The following is a 25,575-nucleotide window of genomic DNA, read 5'->3' on the forward strand; positions in this document are numbered from 1 at the left end:
GGTGCGCCTGTTGGGGTGTCAGTACTCGACCTCCTGGGCACGCCGGCGGATCACGGTGATCTCGTCGCGCTGGTTGCCCGTGGGGCCGTAGTAGTTGAATCCCCAGGAGAACTGGCCGTACCCGCCGATCATGTGGGTGGGCTTGACGACCAGCCGGGTCAGGGAGTTGTCGCCACCGCCGTGCCAGCCGGACACCTCCGACTTGGGCACCATCAGGTGGCGGTCCTTCGCGTGGTACATGAACACGGTGCCCTCGGGCATGCGGTGGGTCACGACGGCGCGGCAGGCCACGACACCGTTGCGGTTGTAGGCCTCGATCCAGTCGTTGTCCTCGACCCCGATCTTCCCGGCATCCCTGGGGCTCATCCAGATGACCGGACCACCGCGGAAGAGTCGCAGCATGTGCAGGTTGTCCTGGTACTCCGAGTGGATCGACCACTTCGAGTGAGGGGTGAGGTATCGGACGGTGATCTCGGGCCGGTCCCGCTCCCGCAGTCCCTGCTCCCCGTAGTGGCGCACATAGTCGAGGGGCGGCCGGTAGGTGGGCAGGCCCTCCCCGTACTCGGCGATCCAGTCGTGGTCGAGGAAGAAGTGCATGCGCCCGGTCAGGGTGTGCCACGGCTTCTTCCGCTCCACGTTGACGACGAAGGCGGAGTAGCGCCGTCCGCCGGTCTCGCTGCCGGACCACTCCGGGGAGGTGATGACGGCGCGCGGCTGGTTCTGGGTGTCGGCGAAGGTGATCCGGTCGCCGGAGCGTTCCTCGGCGAGGTCGGCCAGCGGCATCCCGGTGCGCTTCTCGTACTCGTGCCAGCCCTGCACGGCGACCTCGCCGTTGGTGGTGCCGGACAGCGCCAGGATGCCCTCGGCCAGGTGGATGTCCCGGGTCAGCTTCGGCCGGCCGTCCGCGACGCCTCCTCGCACCCGGCCGTTGGTCCTGCCCAGGAAGTCGACCGCGGCCGTCGGCTTCCAGCTGATCCCCTTCACTCCGGTCCCCAACGTCTCCACCAGGGGCCCGAGTGCTGCCATCTTCTGCGCCACGGCGCCGTAGTCGCGCTCGACGGTGACCAGCCTCGGCATCGTCACCCCGGGCACCGGCTCGCACTCGCCGAGCGTCCAGTCACGGACCCGGCCGCCCGGCTGGGCGAGCTCGTCGGGGGAGTCGTGCATGAGGGGCGTGGCCATGAGGTCGGTGCGGGTCCCCAGGTGGGTCGCCGCAAGGCCGGAGAACCTCTCGCCGACCAGGCGGAACCACTCGAAGTCGGTGCGGGAGTCCCAGGGCGGTGAGATGGCCGGGTTGAACGAGTGCACGAACGGGTGCATGTCGGTGGTGGAGATGTCGTGCTTCTCGTACCACGTGGCAGCCGGCAGCACGATGTCGGAATAGGTGCAGGTGCTGGTCATCCGGAAGTCGAGGGTGGTGACCAGGTCGAGCTTGGCCCGGGGCGCCTCGTCGTGCCACTTCACCTCGAGGGGGCGCAGGCGCTTCGGCGACTCCTCTGCTCGGACGGCGTCCTCGACGCCGAGCAGGTGGCGCATGAAGTACTCCATCCCCTTGCCCGACGACCCGAGCAGGTTGGCCCGCCAGACCGTCATCACGCGGGGGAAGTTGGCCGGGTTGTCCGGGTCGGTGTCGGCGAAGTGCAGCCGGCCCGCCTTGAGCTCGTCCACCACGTGCTCCGCCACCGGTCGACCCGCCGCGGCGGCCTCGTCGGCCACGTCCAGCGGGTTGCGGTCGAACGCGGGGTGCGACGGGGTCCACCCGAGCCGGGACGCCTGGACCAGGCAGTCGGCGAAGGCCCGGCCGCGCAGCCGTCCCGGGCCCAGCGGGCTGGCCAGCTCCTCGGCTCCGAAGCTTTCGTAGCGCCACTGGTCGGTGTGCAGGTAGAAGAACGACGTGCCCGTCATGTGGCGGGTGGGGCGCTGCCAGTCCAGCGCGAACGCCAGGGTCTGGAAACCGGTGAGCGGCCGGACCTTCTCCTGCCCGACGTAGTGGGCCCAGCCGCCACCGTTGACCCCTTGGCACCCGCACAGCATGGTGAGCGTGAAGAAGGTGCGGTAGATCTGGTCGGAGTGGTACCAGTGGTTGGTGCCTGCCCCCATCGTGATCATCGAGCGGCCCTTGGACAGCTCGGCGTTGCGCGCGAACTCGCGTGCCACCCGGGTCGCCGCGACGGCCGGGACCGACGTGATCGTCTCCTGCCACGCGGGCGTGTAGGGGACGGGATCGTCGTAGCCCGTGGGCCACTCGCCGGGCAGCCCGTCCCGCGGCACGGCATACTGCGCCATCAGCAGGTCGAAGACCGTGGTGACCAGGTGTCCGTTGATCCGGCGGGCGGGCACCCCTCGCCGGATCGCGGTGCCGCCCTCGGTCTCGCCCTCGTCGAAGCGAGGCAGGTCGACGGTGACCGCCTCGTCGTGCCGGCCGTAGAGGGTCAGCAGCGGGTCGATCCCGCGCAGGTCGAGGTTCCAGTGCCCCATGCCCGCCTCGCCGTAGCGCTGGGCGACGGTGCCGTCCGGCAGGAACGCCTCGCCGGTCGCCGCGTCGAGCATGACGGTCTGCAGTGCGGCGTTCTCGCGCTCGGCGTCCGCGCCGCCCAGGTCCTCGGCGGTCAGGAAGCGCCCCATCACGTGGGAGTCGCCTCGCTCGGGCAGGGTCACGAGGAAGGGTAGGTCGGTGTAGGTCTTGACGTAGGTGTCGAAGTAGGGCACCGAACGGTCGCGGAAGAACTCCGTCAGGACCACGTGCCCCATCGCCATCGCCAGGGCCGCGTCGGTGCCGGGGGCGCAGGGCAGCCAGTCGTCGGCGAACTTGGTGTGGTCGGAGTAGTCGGGGCTCACGACCACGACCTTCTGCCCGCGGTAGCGCGCCTCGGTCATGAAGTGCGCGTCCGGTGTCCGGGTGATCGGCAGGTTGGTGCCCCAGATGATCAGGTATGACGAGTTCCACCAGTCCCCGGACTCCGGCACGTCGGTCTGGTCGCCGAAGACCTGGGGTGAGGCGATCGGCATGTCGGCGTACCAGTCGTAGAAGGACAGGATCGTGCCGCCGATCATGGACAGGAACCGGGTGCCCGCGGAGTAGGAGACCTGCGACATCGCCGGGATCGGCGAGAACCCCACGACCCGGTCGGGGCCGAAGGTCTTGATCGTGTGCACGTGAGCCGCCGCGATGATGTCGGTGACCTCGTCGGTGGTGGCTCGCACCATCCCGCCCCGCCCACGCATGAACTTGTAGCGCGCGGCCTTGTCCGGGTCGGAGACGATGCTGGCCCAGGCGTCCACGGGGTCGGCGAACTCGCGACGGGCCTCGCGCCAGAGCTCGAGCAGGGGGCTGCGGACGTAGGGGTAGCGCACCCGGGACGGGGAGTAGGTGTACCAGGAGAAGGACGCGCCGCGGGGGCAGCCACGCGGTTCGTACTCCGGCGAGTCGGGCCCGACGGACGGGTAGTCGGTCTGCTGGGTCTCCCAGGAGATGATCCCGTCCTTGACGTAGACCTTCCAGGAACAGGAGCCCGTGCAGTTGACGCCGTGGGTGGAACGGACGACCTTGTCGTGCCGCCAGCGCTCGTGGTAGAACGCCTCGGCGTCTCTCCCGCCCGACCGGTGCAGCTCCCGATGGTCCTTCGTCGGCTCGCCCGGGAGGAAGAACTGGGCCTTGCGCAGGAGCGTCTCGACCGGTTCCCCGGCCGGCAGCAACGGTGCCAATCGGGCGTCCTCGGATCGCGGTTCGGGTGCTGGGAGCGACATGCAACCTCCTCGCGTCGGCACCCGGCGCTGTCGGCCCGGCACCATTCCCCCGGCACCTTAGCGCCGACCTGCGAACTCGGCGAGGTGAAAATCGCCTCGTGCTCACGCGGGCGCAGTCCCCGGTCGTGCGCGGGAGGCCCCCGGGCCCTGCCTAGACTGTGTTCATGAACGAGGAACGGTCGGCGGCGCTGCCGTCCTCGCCTGCCTCCTCGCGGGTCCGCGCCCGCCTCGCGCGCCTGGGTGGGCCGAGGCCGGGCAACCATGCCGTCCTCGAGCCGATGCTGCGCACCGTGCGTCGGACCCACCCCAAGGCCGACCTGTCGGTGATCGAACGTGCGTATGCCGTGGCGGAGCGCGCGCACCGCGGGCAGCTGCGCAAGAGCGGTGACCCCTACATCACCCACCCGCTCGCGGTGACGACCATCCTGGCGGAGCTCGGCATGACGCCGGACACGCTCGCCGCGGCCCTGCTGCACGACACGGTGGAGGACACCGACTACGGCCTCGAGCAGCTGACCCGCGAGTTCGGCCAGGACATCGCAGGCCTGGTCGACGGGGTGACCAAGCTGGAGAAGGTCAAGTACGGCGACGCGGCCCAGGCCGAGACGGTGCGCAAGATGGTGGTCGCGATGGCCCGGGACATCCGGGTCCTGGTGATCAAGCTCGCCGACCGCCTGCACAACGCGCGCACCTGGCGCTACGTCTCGGTGGAGTCGGCCCAGCGCAAGGCCAACGAGACCCTCGAGATCTACGCGCCGCTGGCCCACCGGCTGGGCATGAACACCATCAAGTGGGAACTCGAGGACCTGTCCTTCGCCACCCTCTATCCGAAGGTCTACGACGAGATCGTCCGCCTCGTCGCCGAACGCGCGCCGGCCCGCGAGGAGTACCTCGCCGGCGTCCGCGAGCACATCAAGAACGACCTGCGCGCCGCGAAGATCAAGGCGACCGTGACCGGGCGGCCCAAGCACTACTACTCCGTCTACCAGAAGATGATCGTCCGCGGTCGCGACTTCGAGGAGATCTACGACCTCGTCGCGGTGCGCGTCCTGGTCGACAGCGTCCGCGACTGCTATGCCGTCCTCGGTGCGCTGCACGCGCGCTGGAACCCGGTGCCGGGCCGGTTCAAGGACTACATCGCGATGCCCAAGTTCAACATGTACCAGTCGCTGCACACGACGGTCATCGGGCCCGGCGGCAACCCGGTCGAGATCCAGATCCGCACCCACCAGATGCACCGGCGGGCGGAGTACGGCGTGGCCGCGCACTGGAAGTACAAGGAGGACGGCACCGCCACCACCTCCGTCGGCAAGGACGGCGACTCCGGCGCCATCAACGACATGACCTGGCTGCGCCAGCTGCTCGAGTGGCAGCGGGAGACGTCCGACCCGGGGGAGTTCCTCGACTCGCTGCGCTTCGAGATCAACGCGCGCGAGGTCTATGTCTTCACCCCTCAGGGGGAGGTCATGGGCCTGCCGGCAGGGTCGACCCCGGTGGACTTCGCCTACGCGGTCCACACCGAGGTGGGCCACCACTGCATCGGCGGCCGGGTCAACGGGCGGCTCGTGCCCCTGGAGAGCCCGCTCGAGAACGGCGACGTCGTCGAGATCCTCACCTCCAAGGCGGACGGCGCCGGCCCCAGCCGCGACTGGCTGACCTTCGTCAAGAGTCCTCGCGCGCGCAACAAGATCCGCCAGTGGTTCTCCAAGGAACGTCGTGAAGAGGCGATCGAGAACGGCAAGGAGCAGATCGCCAAGGTGCTGCGCAAGCAGGGGCTGCCCCTGCAGCGCCTGATGTCGCACGAGAGCCTGACCGCGCTCGCCGGCGAGCTGCGCTATGCGGACATCGACGGGCTGTATGCCGCAGTGGGGCAGGGCCACGTCTCCGCGCAGCACGTCGTCACCACCCTGGTGGCCACGGCAGGCGGTGAGGACGGCGCCACCGAGGACCTGGCGGAGGCGACCAACCCCAGGTCGGTGCGCAAGCGCGGCCAGGACCCCGGCGTGGTCGTGGTCGGCACCGCCGACGTCTGGGTCAAGCTGGCCCGCTGCTGCACGCCGGTGCCCGGCGACCCGATCATCGGCTTCGTCACCACGGGCAGCGGTGTCTCGGTGCACCGGGCCGACTGCACCAACGCCGAATCGCTGAAGGCGCAGCCGGACCGACTGATCGACGTGGCGTGGTCGCCCTCGGCGGCCAGCGTCTTCCTCGTCGCGCTGCAGGTCGAGGCGCTCGACCGCAACCGGCTCCTGTCCGACATCACCCGGGTGCTGTCGGAGCAACACGTCAACATCCTGTCGGCGAGCGTGCAGACCTCACGCGACCGCGTCGCCATCTCCAAGTTCACCTTCGAGATGGGCGACCCGAGCCACCTCGACCACGTCATCAAGGCCGTCCGCCGGATCGACGGGGTCTTCGACGTCTACCGCATCACCGGTGGCAGGCACCAGCGCGGGGCCGAGGAGCAGTCCCGGTCGGCGAGCTGACCGGGTCCGCGTGAGGCGAAACGGGACCGTCGACCTCTCCGGGCCGGTTCAGGCGGGGGAGAGGAAGGCCGCCAGCGCCGCGGCATACATCGCCTGGTCCTGGGCGCCGGCCAGCTCCCGGGTTGAGTGCATCGCCAGTGTCGGGGCCCCGAAGTCCACGGTCGTCGCGCCCGTGAGGGCCGCGGTCATCGGGCCCACGGTCGAGCCGCAGGGCAGGTCGGATCGGGTCACGAACTTCTGCACGGGCACGTCCGCCTGGGCGCACGCCTCCAAGAACGCGGCCGCTCCGAGGGAGTCGGTGGCGTAGCGCAGCTGCTGGTTGACCTTGAGCACGGGTCCGCCGTTCATCGCGATCTGGTGCTGCGGCTCGTGGCGGTCTGCGTAGTTGGGGTGCGTGGCGTGGGCCATGTCGCCAGAGGCGATCACCGTGCCGGCGAGCGCCCGCAGGTAGGCGTCGCGGTCACCACCTTGGCTGATCACGATCCGCTCGAGCACGGTGGGCAGGAGCCGGGAGAACGCACCGCGCTCGGACATGCTGCCGACCTCCTCGTGGTCGAAGAGGACGAGCACCGGGGTCCAGGGCCGGGCGGGCGCCTGTTCGGCGGCCGCGAGGAGCGCCTGCACGCCGGCGTAGCTCGTGGCCTGGTTGTCCAGACGCGGAGCGGCCACCAGCTCGCGGTCGCGTCCCACCCGGCGCGAAGGCGTCAGGTCGTGGGTCATCAGGTCCCAGCCGAGGACGTCCTGCTTCTCGACGTCCACCTGCTCTGCGACGTATGCCGTGAAGTCACCCGGTCCGTCTCCGATGCCCCAGATGGGCGACAGGTGCTGCTGGCGATTGAGCTTGAGGCCGTCCTGGTCGAGGCTGCGGTCGAGGTGGATGGCCAGTTGCGGGACGCGCAGCACCGGGTCGTCGATCCGCACCAGACGGCCCTCGACGCCGGCCGCGGTCCGCACCGCCACCCGGCCGGAGAGGCCCAGGTCGCGGTCGAGCCAGGAGTTGAGGAGGGGTCCGCCGTAGACCTCGACCCCGAGCAGCTGCCAACCCGCTCGGGCCAGGTCCGGCTGCGGCTTGATCCGCAGGTTGGGGCTGTCGGTGTGCGCGCCGACGACCCGGAAGGGGGTCGCCGCGCCGTCCGCGTACTCGGTGGTCCACGCCACCAGAGACCCGCCCCGCACCAGGTAGTGCCGGCCCGCGGTGGTCGGCCACGGCTCGGTCTCCGTCACCCGGCGAAAGCCCTGCTCCTCCAGCTGCCGACCGGCCTCGGCGCACGCGTGGAACGGGGACGGCGAGGCGTCGACGTAGGCGCACAGCCCATCGACCGCGGTGTCGGTGTCGAAGCTGAACGCCATGGATGGACTCCTCCTGGTGGGTGGTCGACCGGTGCATCGGCGGGACGAGGTTTGCCCCTCACTGGCCCGAGCCCCACCTTGGCACAGCCCCAACGGGCGAGGCGGAGCCAGTGGTGCGAGTCAGGCGCCGAACTCCTGAAGGCCGCGGCGGGCCTGCTGCAGCCACTGCTCCCGCGCCTCCAGCGCGGACCGCGCCTCCTTCACCGTGCGCTCGTTGCCCGAGGCCTCGGCCTTGGTGAGGTCGGCGCGCAGGTCCGTGACGGCGGACTCCAGTTGCTCCACCAGTGACTGGGCTCGCGCAGCAGCCTCCGGATTGCTGCTGGCCCAACGCTTCTCGTCCGCCTCACGGACCTGGGACTCGACACGCCGCAGTGACTTCTCGATGCGGGCCATGTCCTTGCGCGGGACCTTGCCAGCGGCGTCCCACCGGTCCTGGATGCCGCGCAGCGCTTGCTTGGCCGCGTCGAGATCGGCAACGGGCAGGATCGACTCGGCCTCGGCGAGAAGCTTCTCCTTGACGGCGAGGTTCGCCTCGAACTCGACGTTCTCCGCGGCGACGACCTGGTCCTTGGCCTGGAAGAACGCGTCCTGAGCGCTGCGGAAGCGTTCCCAGAGCGCGTCGTCGTCGGCCCGGGCTGCGCGACCGGCCTTGCGCCAGCGGTCCATCAGCTGCTTGTATGCCGTGGCCGTCGGGCCCCAGTCCTTGCTCCCCGACAGTGCCTCGGCCTCCTTGACCAGCTTCTCCTTGGCCCGCTTGGCCTCTGCGTGGGTCTCCTCGAGCCGGGCGAAGTGCACGCGGCGCAGCTTGTCGAAGCCGTTGCGGGCTGCGCTGAACCGCTGCCAGAGAGCGGTCTCGGTCTCCCGGTCCAGACGGGCCCCGGTGCGCTGCAGCTGCTTCCACTCGTCCAGCAGTGCCCGCATCCGGGCACCGCTCGCCTTCCACTGAATCTTGCTCTCCGGCTGGGCGGCGATCTGCTCGGCCTGCGTCACGAGCTCCTCGCGCTGGGCACGGCTGCGCTCCCGTGCCGCGGTCCGCTCGGCTCCCTCGAGCTTGCGCTTGACGGCGTTGGCGTCGGCGATCTGCTCCACGGTCGCATCGAGTGCGGCCAGGTCGCCCACCACGTTTGCCGAGCGCACTTGGGCGCGAAGCTTCTTCAGCGCCTCCGCGGCGTCATGGGTCGACAGGTCGGTCTGGGTGACCCGCTGCAGGAGCAGGTCGGCGGACGCGGCCAGCTCGTCGTACTTGCGGGCAAAGTAGGCGAGCGCCTCCTGCGGAGTGGCGTCCGGGTAGGACCCGACCTCGCGCTCACCGTCGGGGGAGCGGACGAAGACCGTGCCGTCCTCCGCGACCCGCCCGAACGACGCCGAGACAGAGGCCGGTTGGTGCACGTGCGGCGCGGGAACGGGCACCGCCGCGGCCGGCGCGCTCGGCATCACCCGAGGGGTGGGCACCGGGCCGGGTTTCGGCGTCGCGGCCGCCCGCTCGGCCGGCTCGGCGACCTCCGGCTGCCGGGGCTGCGGCGTCTCCGGCTCGACCTGCTCGGGCTGGTCAGCCTGCTGTGCCTGCTCGGGCTGGTCAGCCTGTTGCGGCTGCTCGGGCTGGTCCACCTGTTGCGGCTGCTCTGCCTGCTCCTTCTGGTCGACCTGCTGCTGCGTCTGCTCGGACACGTGACTCACGCCTTCTGCTCGGTGACGACGACCTTGAGGATGCTGATCGGCTGGACGGGCGAACCGTCCTGCGGGTTCTGCGAGCCGGGGTCGACTCCCTGCTGCGCGACCGCCTTGACGATGTCGAGGCCCTCGGTGACCTTCCCGAAGATCGAGTAGCCACCGCCCTGCGTGGGCAGCGAGGTGTCGTCGTAGACGATGAAGAACTGGCCGCCGTTGCTGTTCGGGTCCTGGGTGCGGGCCATGGCCAGGGTGCCGCTCGGGTAGCGGCCGTCGGCCGGCGCGTTCTCGATGCCGAAGCCGTAGCCCGGGCTGCCCGATCCCGTGCCCGTCGGGTCGCCGCACTGCAGCACGAAGATGCCTGCCGTGGTCAGCCGGAAGCACGGGCTGTCGTCCCAGTAGCCCGCCTGCGCGAGCTGCTCGAAGGAGGCGACGGTCTGCGGTGCCCGGTCGGCATACAGCTCGAGGGTGATGTCGCCGCAGTTGGTGGTGATCGTGGCCGTGACCGTCGTGCCCCGCACGGAGGCCGGGTCGGGGGCGGCGTCGAAGGTCTGGACGTCGGTCGGCAGGGCCGGGGCCGGCGAGCACGATCCCGATCCCGATCCCGTGGCGAGGCTGGTCGTCGTCGCCGACCCGGAGGCGTCCGCGCCGCCACCGCAGCCGCTGAGCCCGACCGCCCCTGTCGCCAGCCCTACGACGAACAGGGTCCGTAGGCGCGGGGAGGGCATGGACCGGGCTCCTTGCATGGATGCTGCCGCGGCGCGGAGCCTGGGCAGCGGACGACAGCTGGTGAACGAACACGGCCTCCTGCGTGCGGGCGGCCGACGGCCAGTCTAGGCAGGGGAGTGGCTCCGGCGCTTCCCAAAAACGGTCACGACCGTGTGACAGTTGTGCGAGGACGACGACCATCGGGCGGCGCCTGAGCCGTCGAGACCGTCTCCGCCGGGCCCGGCCGCCTGCCGTAGGCTCGCGACCGTGTTCACGCTCGGATTCCCTGCCGCCGCCTTCGGCACCAACTGCTACGTGCTCGCGCCCGGCCCCGGCCAGGAGTGCCTCGTGGTCGACCCGGGTGTCGGCGTGGAGGCCCAGCTCGGCGAGGTGCTGGCCGAGCACGGGCTTAAGCCCACCGCCGTCCTGCTCACCCACGGCCACCTGGACCACGTCTACTCCGTGACGCCGGTCTGCGGCGGCGTCCTCGGCGCCTACATCCACGGCGACGACCGCTATCGGCTGAAGGACCCGCTCGCCACGCTGGACCCAGGCCTCGTCGGCATGCTCGAGCAGCAGTTCGGGCGCAGCGCCACCTGGCAGGAACCCGAGGACGTCGTGGAGGTGTCCGACGGCGAGCACCTCGAGCTCGCGGGCCTGTCGCTGGCCGTGCGACACGCTCCCGGCCACACCGAGGGCTCGGTCATGTTCTCCTTGGGGGAGGTCCCCGACGGGGTCGCCGGACAGGTCGACGTCGACGCCACCGTCCTCTCCGGCGACGTGCTCTTCGCCGGCTCCATCGGCCGCACCGATCTTCCGGGAGGGGACGGCAACGCGATGCAGCGCTCGCTGCGCGACGTCGTCCTCCCGCTGCCAGACAGCACGCTCGTCCTCCCCGGCCACGGGCCGGCGACGACCGTCGAGCACGAGCGCGCGACGAACCCATACCTGCAAGGACTCTGAGCCCATGGCCAAAGTGACGCCGATCAGCGGCTTCCCCGAGTGGCTGCCCGACGGCCGCATCATCGAGCAACGCTTCCTCGACGTGATCCGGGAGACCTTCGAGGTGCACGGCTTCTCCTCGATCAACACCCGCGCCGTCGAGCCCATCGAGCGGCTCGGCGCACAGGGCGAGGACGCCGACAAGGAGATCTACGCCGTCTCCCGGCTCGCCGGTGGCGAAGGGGACGCCCGCTGGGGACTGCGGTTCGACCTGACCGTGCCGCTCGCGCGCTACGTCCTCGAGCACGCGGGCAAACTCGCTTTTCCCTTCCGCCGCTACCAGATCCAGGAGGTATGGCGTGGCGAACGCCCCCAGGAGGGGCGCTACCGGGAGTTCACCCAGGCCGACATCGACGTCGTGGACGTCGGCGAGCTGTCGCCACACTTCGAGGCGGAGATGCCGCTGGTGATCGCCGACGTGTTCCGCCGGTTCCCGGTGGGGGACTTCGTGATCCAGGTCAACAACCGCAAGATCGCCAGCGGCTTCTACCAGGGCATCGGGCTGGAAGACGTCGCGGGCACGCTGCGCATCGTCGACAAGCTCGACAAGATCGGCCCCGAGAAGGTGGCGGCGCTGCTGGTCGAGGCGGGCGCCACCGACGAACAGGCCCGGCAGTGCCTCGCGCTCGCGCAGATCCGCACGCCGGACCTCGGATTCGTCGAGGCGGTGCGAGCGCTCGGCGTCGAGCACGCAGAGCTCGACCAGGGGCTCGAGGCGCTGGTGGCGGTGATCCGCACCGGGATGCGCAACGCGCCGGGGACGCTGGTGGCCGACCTGCGGATCGCCCGCGGCCTGGACTACTACACCGGCACCGTCTACGAGACTCAGCTGATCGGTCACGAGGAGTGGGGATCGTTCTGCTCCGGCGGACGTTACGACGCCCTGGCCTCGGACGGGAAGACGACCTACCCCGGGGTGGGGATCTCGATCGGGGTCACGCGGATCCTCGGGCTGCTGATCGGCAACGGGCTGCTCAGCGCGTCACGGTCGACGCCGGCCGCCGTCCTGGTCGCGCTCAACGACGACGAGTCGCGCGACGCCGCGGTCTCCATCGCCACCGCCCTGCGGCAACGCGGCATCGCCTGCGAGGTGGCGCCGGCGGCCAGCAGGTTCGGCAAGCAGATCCGCTACGCCGAGCGACGCGGCATACCGTTCGTCTGGTTCCCGGGCAGGGACGGTGGCTCCGACGCAGTCAAGGACATCCGCTCCGGGGAGCAGCTCGACGCCGACGCCGCGACCTGGTCGCCGCCCGAGGAGGACCTCGTCCCGCAGGTGCTCCGGACCGACGGGTGAACAGACCTTGCGCCGACGCCGTGGGCCGTAGCATGGAGCGAGAGACCACGACCCCGCACGGGGGCCGTCCGAGGCAGGTTGAGGTGGTCACCAGATATGAGGATCGGGATCCCGCGGGAGATCAAGCCGGGTGAGTTCCGCGTCGCCATCACCCCGTCCGGGGTGCACGAGCTGAGCGCACACGGACACGACGTCTACGTCGAGGCAGGCGCGGGGGAGGGCAGCGCGATCACCGACGACGACTACGTCTCGGCGGGCGCCAAGATCGCCGACTCGGCCGACGAGGTCTGGGAGGCAGGCGAACTCATCCTCAAGGTGAAGGAGCCGGTGGCCGACGAGTTCCACCGGATCCGGTCGGGGCAGACGCTGTTCACCTACCTGCACCTCGCGGCCGACGCCGGGCTCACTCGTGAGCTGATGGACCGGGGGGTGACGGCGATCGCCTACGAGACGGTCGAGGAGCCGGATCACTCGCTCCCCCTGCTCGCGCCGATGAGCGAGATCGCTGGACGCCTCGCGCCCCAGGTGGGCGCCTACACGTTGATGCGGGCCCAGGGCGGCCGCGGCATCCTGCTCGGCGGCGTCTCCGGGGTCTACGCGGCCAAGGTCGTGGTGATCGGTGCCGGCGTCTCGGGCATGAACGCCGCCGCGATCGCCCTGGGCATGCAGGCCGAGGTGCTGCTGCTCGACCGCGACATCAGCAAGCTGCGCCGCGCCGACGCGATCTACCAGGGCCACTGCCAGACCGTCGCGTCCAACACGCTCGAGGTCGAACGAGCCATCGCCGACGCCGACCTGGTCATCGGTGCGGTGCTGGTGCCCGGCGCCCGGACGCCCTCGCTGGTCAGCAACGAGCAGGTCTCGCGGATGCGACCGGGCAGCGTCCTGGTCGACATCTCCATCGACCAGGGCGGCTGCTTCGAGGACTCCCGTCCGACGACCCACGACGACCCGACCTTCCGCGTCCACGACTCGGTCTTCTACTGCGTGGCCAACATGCCCGGCGCGGTGCCCCACACCTCCACCTATGCCCTCACCAACGTGACTCTCCCGTATGCCGTCTCACTCGCCAATGAGGGCTGGCGCGACGCTCTGCGGCAGGACCACGCCCTGGCCCAGGGCCTCAACGTGCACGCCGGCGCGGTGACCTGCCCGCCGGTGGCGCAGGCACACGGCTTCGACCTGACCCCGGTCGAGGACGTCCTCACCTGACCGGACCCCGCCTCACCGCAGGGTCGGAAGGCCCTGGTCGGTCGTCAGCGCACCGCGGAACAGGTCGCCGCGCGAGGCGAGCCGGTCCAGCACGGTGCGGAGGGTCCACCGGTCAGGACGGAGGTCTGGATCGTCCAGCTCGTCCCACGCGATCGGCGTCGACACCGGGGCGCCCGGTGCCGGACGCGTGCTGTAGGGCGCCACGAGCGTCTTGTTCACGGCGTTCTGGGTGTAGTCGAGCCGCGCGAGGCCCTTGCGTTCGCGCTTCTCCCACTTCCAGCTGACCAGGTCCGGCATCACCCGGCCGACGGTCTTGGAGACCTGCTCGACCCAGGCGCGGGTCTGGTCGAACGTCGGTCCGCGCCGGATCGGCACCCAGATCTGGATGCCGCGCCGCCCCGTCACCTTGGGGTAGGCGCGGATGTGCAGGTGCTCGAACGCGGTGCGGTGCAGCCTGGCGAGCACGAGCACCTCCTCCCACGACGTGCGTTCGCCGGGGTCGAGGTCGAACAGCGCGTAGGTGGGGTGGTCCGGCTCGTCGGTCCGCGAGGTCCACGGATGCCACTCCAGGCCACCGAAGTTCGCAGCCCACACCAGCGCCGCGGGCTCGTCCACCACCAGGTAGGTGCGCGTCTCGCCGGGGTCGGCGTCGGGGTTGTCCCAGCGCGGAAGCCACTCCGGCGCATGGCCGGGCAGCTCCTTGTGCCAGAAGCCCTTGTGGTCGGCGCCCTCCGGGTAGCGGTGCAGGTTCAGCGCCCGGCCGGAGAGGTAGGGCAGCAGCGTCGGCGCAATCTGGGCGCTGTAGCGAAGGAAGTCCCGCTTGGTGACCGGCTCCTCGCCCTCGCGGGCCGGAAAGAGGACCTTGTCCAGGTTGGTGACGCGCAGGGAGCGTCCGAAGATCTCCCACGTGCCCTGCCGGCCGAGGTCGTCCAGAGCGGTGAGCTCGTCGTCACGGGGCCACTCGACGGCCGCGGACTCGACCGCGACGGAGGCCTCCGCAGCCGGCAGGTCCGAGCGCCAGAGGCGTTCGGGGGAGGCCTTGACCTCCTCATTGGTGCGTCCGGACAGGACCGAACGTGGGTGGTCCTCCGGGTCCCAGCCCTTGACGGCGTCGTCGTCGTGCTTGTGCAGCATCAGCCACTGCTCCTTGCCCGAGTCACCGTCCTGGCCGGGGCCGCCCCGCCGGACGAGGACGAACCGGCCACGCAGCTTCTCCCCGTGCAGGTCGGCGTGGAAGTCACCGGCCCGAACGGCCGCGGCCGGGTCGTCGGTGGCGTGCGGCTCCCAGGGCCCACGGTCCCAGACGATGACGTCGCCACCGCCGTACTCGCCCTTGGGGATGACCCCTTCGAAGTCCTCGTACTCCAGCGGGTGGTCCTCGACGTGGACCGCCATCCGGCGGACGTCGGGGTCGAGGGTCGGACCCTTTGGCACCGCCCAGCTGACCAGCACCCCGTCGATCTCGAAGCGCACGTCGTAGTGCAGCCGGCGCGCCCGGTGGCGCTGCACGACGAACCGCCGGACGCCTTCTGGTGCCGGTGGCGCGGCAGCCTCGCCCGACGGTTCGGGTGTCCGGTCGAACCGTCGCTTCTCCCGGTAGGTGGTGAGCGGCTCGTCCTGCCGGGCGTCGCGCCCAGCCGGACGGCCGCCTCGGGTGGCCGACATACCAGCACCTCCTGGTGGCCATCCTCGCAGCAGGTCGATCGCACCACGACCGGACGCGGATAGAGTCGGCCACGTGTCAGCGACCGGGGCCGCGCATCGCCTGACCGCCCTGGACCGGGCGGTGCAGGGATGGCTCGACCACCTGCGGGTGGAGCGTGGCGCCTCACCGCACACCATGACCGCCTACCGCAGGGACCTGCGCCGGTATGCCTGGTTCCTCGCCTCCCGGGGAGTCACCCGGCCCGAGGACGTGCGGGAGGAGCACGTCGCCGCCTTCCTGGTCTCGTTGCGCGAGGGAGGTCCGGAACAGCGCCCGCTGGCCGCGTCGTCGGCCGCCAGGACCCTGGTGGCGGTGCGTGGCCTGCACAAGTTCCTCGCCCTCGAGGGGGAGTCGACCGCCGACCCGGCAGGAGCGGTGGCGCCACCTCGACCCCCGCGTCGCCTGCCCAAGGCGATCTCGGTCGAGCAGGTGGAGCGGCTGCTGCAGGCCGCGAGCGTGGGCGACACCCCCGCGTCGTTGCGGGACCGTGCCCTGCTCGAGCTGCTCTACGGCGCCGGGGCCAGGGTGAGCGAGGCGATCGGGTTGGACGTCGACGACGTGGACCTGGCCCTCGAGGCGGTCCGGCTCTTCGGCAAGGGCAGCAAGGAACGGGTCGTGCCGCTGGGACGCTACGCGCGCGAGGCGGTCTCCGCCTACCTGGTCCGGGGTCGACCGGCGCTGGCCACGCGCGGCAGGGGGACCCCGGCACTCTTCCTCAACCAGCGCGGCGGGCGGCTGTCGCGCCAGAGTGCCTGGAACGTCATACGCGCTGCGGCCGACCGGGCGGACCTGTCCGGTCACATCAGCCCCCACACGCTGCGGCACTCGTTTGCCACGCACCTGCTCGACGGTGGCGCCGACGTGCGGGTCGTGCAAGAGCTGCTCGGCCACGCCTCGGTGACGACAACGCAGATCTACACGATGGTCTCGGTGCAGCAGCTGCGCGAGGTCTTCGCCCAGGCCCACCCACGCGCACGATGACCTGCGGGCCGACCTGCCGGCATCGGACGGCGACGAGCCGGGCCCTGCCTTGATGCAGGGACGCGGCCGCGACTAGTGTCGGACCGATCTGCGGGAGGCTGACCGAGTTGAGCGACGGTGGGAGTGACACGTCTGTGAGTGCCGAGGTGACCACGGAGGCCGAGGGCCCTGCTGCCGTCCCCACGGCGAGCGAGCCGGCGCCGCGGCCCTCGCACGACCGGCTCCCCGGGACCGAGAGCGCCGGCACGGGGCAGACCGGACCGACGGGACGGCCGCTGCCCGACTTCCCCACGCCGCCGCCGCTGGCGCACCACGGCCCTGCGCGCGTCATCGCGATGTGCAACCAGAAGGGTGGGGTCGGCAAGACCACCACCACGATCAACCTCGGCGCCGCGCTCGCGGAGTACGGCCGCAAGGTGCTGCTGGTCGACTTCGACCCCCAGGGCGCGCTCTCGGTCGGCCTCGGCATCCGCACCCACGAGCTCGACAACACCATCTACAACCTGCTCGTCGAGCGCGGCCACGACGTGCACGACCTCGTGCAGCGCACCCGCACCGAGGGCCTCGACCTCATCCCGGCCAACATCGACCTGTCCGCCGCCGAGGTGCAGCTGGTGGGCGAGGTCGCCCGCGAGATGGTGCTCGCCCGTGTGCTGCGGCCGCTGCTCGACGACTACGACGTCATCCTGATCGACTGCCAGCCCTCGCTCGGGCTGCTCACGGTCAACGCCCTCACCGCGGCGCACGGGGTCATCGTGCCGCTGGAGTGCGAGTTCTTCGCGATGCGCGGGGTCGCCCTGCTCGTCGAGACGATCGAGAAGATCACCGACCGGCTCAACCCGCGCCTCGAGATCGACGGGATCCTGGCGACGATGTATGACGGCCGCACCCTGCACAGCAAGGAGGTCGTCCGCAGCGTCGTGGACCACTTCGGCGACACGGTGTTCCACACCGTCATCAGCCGCACGGTGAAGTTCCCCGACGCGACGCTCGCCGCCGAGCCGATCACCACCTACGCCTCCACCCACGGTGCCGCGGAGTCCTACCGCCAGCTGGCCCGGGAGCTGGTCGCCCGCGGCGGGGCGGCCTGAGACCCATGACCGGGGCCGAGCCCCCTCACCTGCACACCGTGGAGCCACCGGCGCCCGCGCCGGTCGAGGACGTGTCACCCACCGATCCGGAGGCCCTGGACGCCCCGGCGGCTCCGCCGGAGCCGGAGGGGCTGGCGGCGTCCGAGGCCCCCGGAGGAGTGCTCACCAAGCGGGCCGCCGGCACGCCGTTCGAGGTGCACCTCGACGTGTTCTCGGGGCCCTTTGACCTGCTGCTCGGGCTGATCTCCAAGCACAAGCTCGACATCACCGAGATCGCGCTGGCGAAGGTCACCGACGAGTTCATCGTCCACATCAAGGCCGCCCAGACCGCGCACACCGAGTGGGACCTCGGGCAGGCCTCGGAGTTCCTGCTCGTCGCCTCCACGCTCCTCGACCTCAAGGCCTCGCGGCTGCTGCCGCAGCTCGGCCCGGAGGACGAGGAGGACCTCGCCCTGATCGAGGCCCGCGACCTGCTCTTCGCCCGGCTCCTGCAGTACCGCGCGTTCAAGGACATCGCGGCTGCCTTCGGCGCGCGGATGGCGACCGCGAGCCGGATGGCACCTCGTCAGGCGGGTCTCGACGAGCGTTTCACCAGCCTGCTGCCCGAGCTGATCATGGGGGTGACGCCAGAGCAGCTGGCCATGGTGGCGGCCCGGGCGCTCACCCCGAGGCCCGAGCCCACGGTGGGGCTGGACCACCTGCACGCACCTGCCGTCAGCGTGAGGGAGCAGGCCGCTCTCGTCGTCGCCCGGCTCCGCCGCGAGCGGACCTGCTCCTTCCGCGAGCTCGTGGCCGACGCGGGAGAGACCGTGATCATCGTGGCGCGCTTCCTTGCGCTGCTCGAGCTCTTCCGCGAGGCCGCCGTGGCCCTCGAGCAGGAGCAGGCCCTCGGTGAGCTCACCGTCCGCTGGACCGGTGACGACGAGGGAGACGTGGACATCACCGATGAGTTCGACGAGCCGGAGAGCCCGGACGAACCCAGCACCGACCAAGGAGGACCCTCGTGACGGATGACCCGATCGAGACGGCCGGACCCGAGCCTGAGGTCGAGCCGGAGCAGGTGGCGTTCGACGTCAACGACTTCCCGGGCGGCGCACGCAGCGCCATCGAGGCGGTGCTCATGGTGGTCGACGGGCCGGTGACGGAGATGGCGCTGGCCACGGCGCTCGAGCTGCCCGTGGACGACGTCGTAGCGCACCTGACCGACCTGCAGCAGGACTATGAACAGGCGCAGCGCGGCTTCACCCTGCGCAACGTGGCGGGGGGCTGGCGGGTCTACAGCGGCAGCGCCTATGCGCCGGTGGTGGAGAAGTTCCTGCTCGACGGCCAGCAGGCGAAACTGACCCAGGCCTCCCTCGAGACCCTCGCGGTGATCGCCTACCGGCAGCCGATCTCCCGCTCCCGGGTGAGCTCGGTGCGAGGCGTCAACGTGGACGGGGTGGTGCGGACGCTGTTGTCGCGGGACCTGATCGAGGAGGTCGGCGCCGAGGGGGAGAACGGCGCCACGCTCTACGGCACGACCTCCTACTTCCTCGAACGGCTCGGCCTCGGCTCGTTGGACGACCTGCCGGCGCTGGCCCCCTACCTACCCGAAGTGGACATGCTGGACGAGCTGGCGGAACGAGGACGCGGATGAGCGGCGACGACGGCGTGAGGAAACGAGCGGAGCGAGGACGCGGCCCGGGGCCGGGTGGTCGGAGCGGGAGGGGTAAGCCGGGAGCCGGCGCCCGCGGCCGAGGACACGGGGCAGCGGGCCGCGCCGCCGGCGCGCGCACGGGCGGACCAGGCGGCAAGTCGGGCCGGCCGGACCGTGAGCGCGCGGCCCGGCCCAGCGTGGACGTGCACGATCCCGACGGGGTGCGCCTGCAGAAGCTGCTGGCCGCAGCCGGAGTGGGCAGCCGACGGGCCTGCGAGAACCTGATCAGCGAGGGCCGGGTCGAGGTCGACGGCCACGTGGTGCGCGAGCTCGGTGTGCGGATCGACCCCGGCCGCCAGGTCGTCCACGTCGACGGCACGCGGGTGCAGCTGGACGAGTCGCGCCTCTACCTGGCCTTCAACAAGCCGCTCGGCGTGGTCTCGACCATGAACGACGAGCTCGGGCGTCCCTCGATCAGCGACTACGTGGGCGACCGCAAGGAGCGGCTCTTCCACGTGGGCCGCCTGGACGCGGACACCGAGGGCCTGCTCCTGCTCACCAACGACGGTGACCTGGCCCACCGGCTGCAGCACCCGGCATACGGCGTCCGCAAGACCTATCTCGCGCAGATCCCCGGGCCGGTGCCCCGTGACCTGGGCAAGCGGCTGCGTGCCGGTGTCGAGCTCGAGGACGGGCCGGTGGCGGTCGACTCGTTCAAGGTGGTGGACTCCCGGCCCGGCAAGGCGCTGGTGGAGGTGGTCCTGCACGAGGGTCGCAAGCACGTGGTGCGGCGAATGCTGGACGCGGTCGGGCATCCGGTCGAGTCGCTCGTGCGCACCGATGTGGGGCCGATCCGGCTGGGCGACCTGCGACCGGGCAAGATGCGGCCGCTCAACAGCCAGGAGATCGGGGCGCTCTACTCGGCCGCCGGCCTGTAGCAAGCGGGAGTCGCTCGGGCGACCTGCCGGCGGGACCGGCCCAGGCCCTGCAGGCGCCGCGTGAGGCATATTGGGGCCACTACGTGACCCGCCCTTGGAGGTATGCCGTGAACGACGCTCCCGTCCCCATTGGCCCCCTGGGGCCGCCGGACGCCAGTCTGAACCCGCGCTACGCCGGCTTTGCGACCTTTGCTCGCCTGCCCAGGATCGACCAGGTGGACCGCGCCGACCTCGCCGTGCTCGGTGTGCCGTTCGACAGCGGGGTGAGCTACCGGCCCGGCGCCCGCTTCGGGCCGTCGCACGTGCGGGAGTCCTCCCGGCTGCTGCGGCCTTACAACCCGGTGCAGGACGTCGAGCCCTTCGCGGCCGCGCAGGTCGTGGATGCGGGAGACGTGGTGGCCAACCCGTTCGACATCGGCGAGGCGGTGCACCAGGTCGAGACCGCAGCCCATGCGCTGACCAGCTCCGGCGCGCGCCTGGTCACCATCGGTGGTGACCACACCATCGCGCTGCCGCTGCTGCGCAACGCCGCCGCGGAGCACGGACCGCTGGCCGTGCTGCACTTCGACGCGCACCTGGACACATGGGACACCTACTTCGGCGCCAGCACCACGCACGGGACACCGTTCCGTCGCGCCTCCGAGGAGGGCCTGGTTGACCTGGAAGCCAGCATCCACATGGGGATCCGCGGATCGCTCTACGGTCGCAGCGACCTGCGTGACGACAAGCGGCTGGGTTTCACCATCGTGGGGTGCGACGAGGTCGAACAGGACGGGGCCGGGGCAGCGATCGAGCGAATGCTTGCCCGGCTGGGGGACCGGCCCACCTACGTCTCCATCGACATCGACGTGCTCGACCCGTCGCACGCGCCCGGGACCGGCACGCCGGAGGCCGGCGGCCTCACCAGCCGGGAGCTGCTGCGGATGGTGCGTGCGCTGCGCGGCCGACAGCTCGTGGGCGCAGACGTCGTCGAGGTGGCTCCCGCCTACGACCACGCCCAGATCACCGCCATCGCCGCGTCGCACGTCATCTACGAGCTGCTGTCGGCGATGACGCCCGACGCCCCGGCCGAGAGCCTTGATGCGGGGGGGTGAACGCGGCGTTGGGCTCCGGGCGCGGTGCTGTCCTGTGGGTGGACGGGCGCCCGGTCGCACGCGGCGATTCGCTACCGTGCCACGCGTGAGTGAGCAGGCGACGGCGGTGCGTGCGGTCCGTGGGGCCATCCAACTCGACGTGGACGAGCGCGAGCACGTGCTGGCCTCGACCCGTGAGCTCGTGACGGCGGTGCTCGAGGCCAACGGCATCGATCTGGCCGACGTCATCTCGGTGTGGTTCACCGCGACACCCGACGTGCGCAGCGAGTTCCCGGCCGTGGCGGCGCGCGAGCTCGGCATGGGGGACATCCCGCTGATGTGCACACAGGAGCTCGATGTCGTCGGCGCGATGCCCCTGGTGATTCGGCTGATGGCTCACGTCAACACGGCACTGCCGCGCTCGGAGATCACCCACGTCTACCTGCGGGGTGCGGCGGCGCTGCGCCGGGACCTTGCCCAGTGAGGGCCCGATGAGCGCCGCCGGGACACTCCGATGACGGTGGGGCACGTCCGCATCGTCGGCACCGGGCTGATCGGCACGAGCCTGGGGCTGGCGCTGCGGCGCCTCGACGTGACCGTGTCCCTCGCGGACCCGTCGCCGACGGCGGTGGCGCTGGCCCGGGACCTCGGGGCCGGCGAGCTGGCAGAGAGGGTCGCGGCGGCACCGGACCTGGTCGTGGTGGCCGCACCCCCCGACGTCACGGCGGCGGTGGTCGCCGACGAGCTGCGGCACTGGCGCGACTGCGTGGTCACGGACGTCGCCTCGGTCAAGGGGTCCGTCCTCGAGGCGCTCCGGGCCACCGGCGTGCCACTGGACAGGTATGTCGGGTCCCATCCCATGGCCGGTCGCGAGCGCTCCGGTGCGGTGGCCGCCGAGGCTGACCTCTTCGAGGGACGCACCTGGGTTGTGGTGCCGGGGCCGGAGTCGACCCCGGCCGCCGTCGAGCTCGTCACCGGCGTGGCGGCCTCGGTCGGCGCCGCACCGGTGCGACTTGCACCCGGAGAGCACGACGAGGCCGTGGCCGCCGTCTCCCACGTGCCCCAGATCGTGGCCAGCCTGGTCGCGGGCCGCCTGCGTGACCTGCCGGCGAGCGCTGTCGCCTTGTCCGGGCAAGGGATTCGCGACGTCACACGCATCGCGGCGAGCGACCCCCTGCTGTGGACGCAGATCCTCGCGGCCAACGCGCCGGCGGTGCGGCAGGTGCTGGTCGCACTGGCCGCCGACCTCGCCGAAACGGTCGCGGCGCTCGCCGACCTGGCCCCGGGGTCGCGGGCGACCCTGGCCAGGATGGTCGCCCACGGCAACACGGGGCACGCCCGCATCCCGGGCAAGCACGGGGCGGAGCCCACGGCATACGCCACCGTTCTCGTCGTGGTGCCCGACGAGCCGGGGGCACTGGGTCGTCTCTTCCAGGACATGGGCGACGCGGGCATCAACCTCGAGGACCTGCGCCTCGAGCACGGGGTCGGGGCGCCCTTCGGGATCGCCGAGCTGGCCGTGCTGCCGGCAGTGGGAGAGCGCCTCGAGGACGAGCTGCTGGCCCGCGGGTGGCGCGTCCACACGTGAGCGCGCGCGGGCTGTGTCCGGGCCGGACCGCGAGCACCACTAAACTCCCTCGAATGACCGACGCCTCCTCCCCACCCCTCACGATCGCCATCGACGGCCCCTCCGGCACCGGCAAGTCCAGCGTCTCCAAGGCCGTTGCCGCGCGGCTCGGCCTGGCCTTCCTGGACACGGGGGCGATGTACCGGGCGCTCACCTGGTGGTGCGTGCAGCGGCAGATCGACCTGGCGGACAAGGACGCCGTCGCCGCGGCAGCTCGCGACCTCCCGCTCGTGATGGGCACGGACCCGGCGGCTCCGTCGGTCACGGTCGACGGTGTCAGCGTGGACCAGGCGATCCGCACGACGTCGATCTCGGAGTCGGTCTCACAGGTGGCAACGAACCTTGACGTGCGCGAGGAGCTGCAGGACCGGCAGCGGGTGCTGATCCTCGAGGCGCGCCGCACGGTGGGCGGAGTCGTCGCCGAGGGCCGCGACATCACCACGGTCGTTGCCCCCGACGCCGAGGTGCGGGTCCTGCTCATGGCCGACGAGAGGGCGCGGCTCGCCCGTCGCTCGACCGAGCTGCACGGAGGCAGCGACCGGGCGTCGGTGGAGGCGACCCGCGAGCAGATCATCCGACGCGACCGCGACGACTCGACGGTCTCGCAGTTCATGGAGGCGGCGCCCGGGGTGGAGACCGTCGACACCTCTGCCCTGACCTTCGAGCAGTCGGTCGAGGCGGTCCTGGGCGTGGTGGCCACCAAGACCGGGCAGCACTGTGGCTGAACGCTACCCGGCGCCGCACCGACGCCGGTCGATCATCGGGTGGCGGCTCGGGCAGGTCGTCTTCCGCACGCTGTATGACGTGCAGGTGGTCGACAGGGACCGGGTGCCGCGGCGCGGAGCGGCAATCCTCGTGTCCAACCACCTCGGGTTCCTCGACGGCCCACTGCTGTTCGGCACAGCCCCCCGCGCCGCCAACATCATCGTCAAGAAGGAGCTGTTCCACGGTTTCGTCGGCTGGTTGCTGCGGGCCCTCGGCCAGATCCCGATCGACCGCACCACCGGTGACCGCAACGCCCTCATGACGGCCGTGTCGGCCCTCGATGACGACCGGGTGGTCGGGGTCTTTCCGGAAGGCACCCGCGGTCGCGGCGACGTCGCGCACATCCACCAGGGGGCGACGTGGCTCGCACTGCGCACCGGAGCCCCGGTCGTGCCGGTCACCTTGCTCGGCACCCGCAAGCGGGACGCCCGTGGCTCGCTGCCGGGCCCCAGGAGTCGGGTCATCGTGGCCTTCGGCGAGCCGTTCACCCTCAAGGGGCAGCCCGGACTCCCGGGTCGTGACCAGCGACGGATCGCTACCGAGCAGATGCGCGTCGCCATGACCGAGCACGTGCAGACCACCGTCGAGCGGGTCGGCATGGCGCTGCCGGAGCGACCACCGTCCGACGTGAGCGACAATGGGTAGTTCAACCCCCCGCACCACGACCTGAAGGGCCCCTGCCCGTGAACGAGCAGCAGACCGACACCCCCGCCGACGACGCGAGCGCCGCGCCGCCGCAGGACGACGGTGGGGGCGACGTCGAGCGCGTCCTGCGTGCGGGGCTGGAGGAGTTCGAGCTCAGCGACGAGGACCGCGACCTCATCGAGCGGGAAGACTCCGGCGCTGAGCTGGAGGCGGGGGAGACCCGACCCGTGGTGGCGGTCGTCGGCCGCCCGAACGTCGGCAAGTCGACCCTGGTCAATCGGATCCTCGGCCGCCGCGAGGCCGTGGTCGAGGACGTGCCCGGAGTGACTCGTGACCGGGTCGCCTACGACGCCGAGTGGACCGGCCACCGCTTCACGCTGGTCGACACCGGGGGATGGGAGGTGGACGCCCGCGGCATCCACCTGCGGGTCGCCGAGCAGGCGGAGGTCGCCGTCGAGATGGCGGACGTCGTCATGTTCGTCGTGGACGCGACGGTCGGCGCGACCGACACCGACGAGGCGGTCGTCAAGCTGTTGCGGCGGTCGGGCAAGCCCGTCGTGCTGGTCGCCAACAAGGTGGACGACCTGCGCGCGGAGGCCGACGCCGCCATGCTGTGGTCGCTCGGGCTCGGGCAGCCTTGGCCGGTCTCGGCGCTGCACGGCCGCGGCAGCGGAGACGTGCTCGACGCACTGCTCGAGGCCCTGCCCGACGTCTCGGGCGTCTCCGGTGCCTACTCACGGGGCGGCCCGCGACGCGTGGCGCTCCTCGGCCGGCCGAACGTCGGCAAGTCCAGCCTGCTCAACCAGCTCGCGGGGGAGGACCGGGTCGTGGTCGACCCCGTCGCCGGGACCACCCGCGACCCGGTCGACGAGATGATCGAGCTCGGCGGCAAGACCTGGCGGTTCGTCGACACCGCGGGAATCCGGCGCCGGGTGCACCAGACCCGCGGCGCGGACTTCTACGCCTCGCTACGCACCCAGACCGCACTCGAGAAGGCCGAGGTGGCGGTGGTGCTCATCGACGCCGAGGAACCGATCGCCGAGCAGGACGTGCGCGTGATCCAGCAGGTCGTCGACTCCGGCCGCGCCCTCGTCATCGCCTACAACAAGTGGGACCTGCTCGACGAGGAGCGCCGCTACTACCTCGAGCGCGAAATCGAGAAGGAGCTCGTGCAGGTGCCCTGGGCGCCCCGGGTCAACATCTCGGCCCGCACCGGCCGGCACATGGACCGGCTCGTCCCGGCGATCGAGACCGCGCTGGACTCCTGGGACACCCGGATTCCGACCGGCCGCCTCAATGCCTTCCTGGGCGAGATCGTGGCCGGCCACCCGCACCCGGTGCGCTCCGGCAAGCAACCGCGGATCCTGTTCGCGACGCAGGCGTCGACCCGGCCGCCACGGTTCGTGGTCTTCGCGAGCGGCTTCCTCGAGGCCGGCTACCGCCGCTTCATCGAGCGGCGGTTGCGTGAGGAGTTCGGCTTCGAAGGCAGCCCGATCGAAGTGTCCGTCAGGGTGCGCGAGAAGCGTCGTCGCCGGTGAGTCACCACCCCGCCACGGCCGGGCCGGACATGCGCTGTGGCGATTCGGAACCGGGGGAGTGCGTGCGCTAGAGTTCTGATCGCTCCTTCGGGAGCTTCCCGGGACGTGG

The 25,575-nt window shown here is 71.3% G+C and carries 20 protein-coding genes; 15 read left to right on the forward strand and 5 right to left on the reverse strand.

The window, feature by feature from the left end:
- Positions 1-18 precede the first annotated feature (18 nt).
- Entirely contained in the window at positions 19-3,747 is a 3,729-nt protein-coding gene (locus tag FCN22_RS06840) for a nitrate reductase subunit alpha (RefSeq protein ID WP_137120802.1), read from the reverse strand.
- Between the two features lie 164 nt (positions 3,748-3,911).
- Here FCN22_RS06840 and FCN22_RS06845 point away from each other — a divergent pair, with 164 nt between their 5' ends.
- Positions 3,912-6,233, forward strand: coding sequence for a RelA/SpoT family protein (locus FCN22_RS06845; protein ID WP_137120803.1), 2,322 nt, complete (start codon positions 3,912-3,914; stop codon positions 6,231-6,233).
- Between the two features lie 48 nt (positions 6,234-6,281).
- Here the strand turns inward: FCN22_RS06845 and FCN22_RS06850 are convergent, their stop codons facing one another.
- From FCN22_RS06850 to FCN22_RS06860, 3 genes are all read right to left on the reverse strand, one after another.
- A complete protein-coding gene (locus tag FCN22_RS06850) occupies positions 6,282-7,583 on the reverse strand; it encodes a M18 family aminopeptidase (protein ID WP_137120804.1) in 1,302 nt (433 codons plus the stop codon).
- Positions 7,584-7,703: 120 nt separating this feature from the next.
- Positions 7,704-9,260: a DUF349 domain-containing protein gene (locus tag FCN22_RS06855; RefSeq protein ID WP_238384566.1), complete on the reverse strand. Its 1,557-nt coding sequence runs from the start codon at positions 9,258-9,260 to the stop codon at positions 7,704-7,706.
- Positions 9,257-9,979: a peptidylprolyl isomerase gene (locus tag FCN22_RS06860; RefSeq protein ID WP_238384567.1), complete on the reverse strand. Its 723-nt coding sequence runs from the start codon at positions 9,977-9,979 to the stop codon at positions 9,257-9,259. The genes FCN22_RS06855 and FCN22_RS06860 overlap by 4 nt, the downstream gene beginning before the upstream one ends.
- A 247-nt stretch (positions 9,980-10,226) precedes the next feature.
- Between FCN22_RS06860 and FCN22_RS06865 the strand changes: the two genes are divergently transcribed.
- The 3 genes from FCN22_RS06865 (at position 10,227) to ald (ending at position 13,467) form a co-directional block, all read left to right on the forward strand.
- Complete coding sequence (locus tag FCN22_RS06865) at positions 10,227-10,922, forward strand: MBL fold metallo-hydrolase (protein ID WP_137120806.1); 696 nt, start codon at positions 10,227-10,229, stop codon at positions 10,920-10,922.
- A 4-nt stretch (positions 10,923-10,926) separates the two neighbouring features.
- Positions 10,927-12,255: a histidine--tRNA ligase gene (gene hisS / locus FCN22_RS06870; protein ID WP_137120807.1), complete on the forward strand. Its 1,329-nt coding sequence runs from the start codon at positions 10,927-10,929 to the stop codon at positions 12,253-12,255.
- Between the two features lie 96 nt (positions 12,256-12,351).
- The gene (gene ald / locus FCN22_RS06875) at positions 12,352-13,467 is read left to right on the forward strand and encodes an alanine dehydrogenase (protein WP_137120808.1); all 1,116 of its coding nucleotides are present in this window, start codon (positions 12,352-12,354) and stop codon (positions 13,465-13,467) included.
- Positions 13,468-13,479: 12 nt separating this feature from the next.
- On the opposite strand, the gene ligD is transcribed toward ald, so the two are convergent.
- On the reverse strand, positions 13,480-15,132 hold the full coding sequence (ligD, locus tag FCN22_RS06880; protein WP_137120809.1) for a non-homologous end-joining DNA ligase: 1,653 nt from the start codon (positions 15,130-15,132) through the stop codon (positions 13,480-13,482).
- Positions 15,133-15,205: 73 nt separating this feature from the next.
- Here ligD and xerD point away from each other — a divergent pair, with 73 nt between their 5' ends.
- The 11 genes from xerD (at position 15,206) to der (ending at position 25,466) form a co-directional block, all read left to right on the forward strand.
- On the forward strand, positions 15,206-16,153 hold the full coding sequence (gene xerD, locus FCN22_RS06885; protein ID WP_238384568.1) for a site-specific tyrosine recombinase XerD: 948 nt from the start codon (positions 15,206-15,208) through the stop codon (positions 16,151-16,153).
- A gap of 275 nt (positions 16,154-16,428) precedes the next feature.
- The gene (locus tag FCN22_RS06890; RefSeq protein ID WP_152186889.1) at positions 16,429-17,244 is read left to right on the forward strand and encodes a ParA family protein; all 816 of its coding nucleotides are present in this window, start codon (positions 16,429-16,431) and stop codon (positions 17,242-17,244) included.
- 5 nt (positions 17,245-17,249) lie between these two features.
- Positions 17,250-18,251, forward strand: coding sequence for a segregation and condensation protein A (locus tag FCN22_RS06895; RefSeq protein WP_137120811.1), 1,002 nt, complete (start codon positions 17,250-17,252; stop codon positions 18,249-18,251).
- Positions 18,248-18,880 carry an SMC-Scp complex subunit ScpB gene (scpB, locus tag FCN22_RS06900; protein WP_137120812.1) on the forward strand — a complete coding sequence of 211 codons (633 nt, stop codon included), beginning with the start codon at positions 18,248-18,250 and terminating at the stop codon, positions 18,878-18,880. Before FCN22_RS06895 ends, scpB begins: the two co-directional genes overlap by 4 nt.
- A complete protein-coding gene (locus FCN22_RS06905) occupies positions 18,877-19,818 on the forward strand; it encodes a pseudouridine synthase (RefSeq protein ID WP_137120813.1) in 942 nt (313 codons plus the stop codon). The genes scpB and FCN22_RS06905 overlap by 4 nt, the downstream gene beginning before the upstream one ends.
- Before the next feature lie 107 nt (positions 19,819-19,925).
- The gene (gene speB, locus FCN22_RS06910) at positions 19,926-20,912 is read left to right on the forward strand and encodes an agmatinase (RefSeq protein WP_137120814.1); all 987 of its coding nucleotides are present in this window, start codon (positions 19,926-19,928) and stop codon (positions 20,910-20,912) included.
- Between the two features lie 85 nt (positions 20,913-20,997).
- Positions 20,998-21,375, forward strand: coding sequence for a chorismate mutase (gene aroH, locus FCN22_RS06915; RefSeq protein WP_238384569.1), 378 nt, complete (start codon positions 20,998-21,000; stop codon positions 21,373-21,375).
- Positions 21,376-21,405: 30 nt separating this feature from the next.
- The gene (locus tag FCN22_RS06920) at positions 21,406-22,479 is read left to right on the forward strand and encodes a prephenate dehydrogenase (RefSeq protein WP_137120816.1); all 1,074 of its coding nucleotides are present in this window, start codon (positions 21,406-21,408) and stop codon (positions 22,477-22,479) included.
- A 53-nt stretch (positions 22,480-22,532) separates the two neighbouring features.
- Positions 22,533-23,243: a (d)CMP kinase gene (cmk, locus tag FCN22_RS06925; RefSeq protein WP_137120817.1), complete on the forward strand. Its 711-nt coding sequence runs from the start codon at positions 22,533-22,535 to the stop codon at positions 23,241-23,243.
- On the forward strand, positions 23,236-23,928 hold the full coding sequence (locus tag FCN22_RS06930) for a lysophospholipid acyltransferase family protein (RefSeq protein ID WP_137120818.1): 693 nt from the start codon (positions 23,236-23,238) through the stop codon (positions 23,926-23,928). The genes cmk and FCN22_RS06930 overlap by 8 nt, the downstream gene beginning before the upstream one ends.
- Positions 23,929-24,053: 125 nt before the next feature.
- Positions 24,054-25,466: a ribosome biogenesis GTPase Der gene (gene der / locus FCN22_RS06935; protein ID WP_238384576.1), complete on the forward strand. Its 1,413-nt coding sequence runs from the start codon at positions 24,054-24,056 to the stop codon at positions 25,464-25,466.
- Positions 25,467-25,575 lie beyond the last annotated feature (109 nt).

Source organism: Segeticoccus rhizosphaerae, assembly GCF_005222685.1.
Classification (GTDB): domain Bacteria; phylum Actinomycetota; class Actinomycetes; order Actinomycetales; family Dermatophilaceae; genus Segeticoccus; species Segeticoccus rhizosphaerae.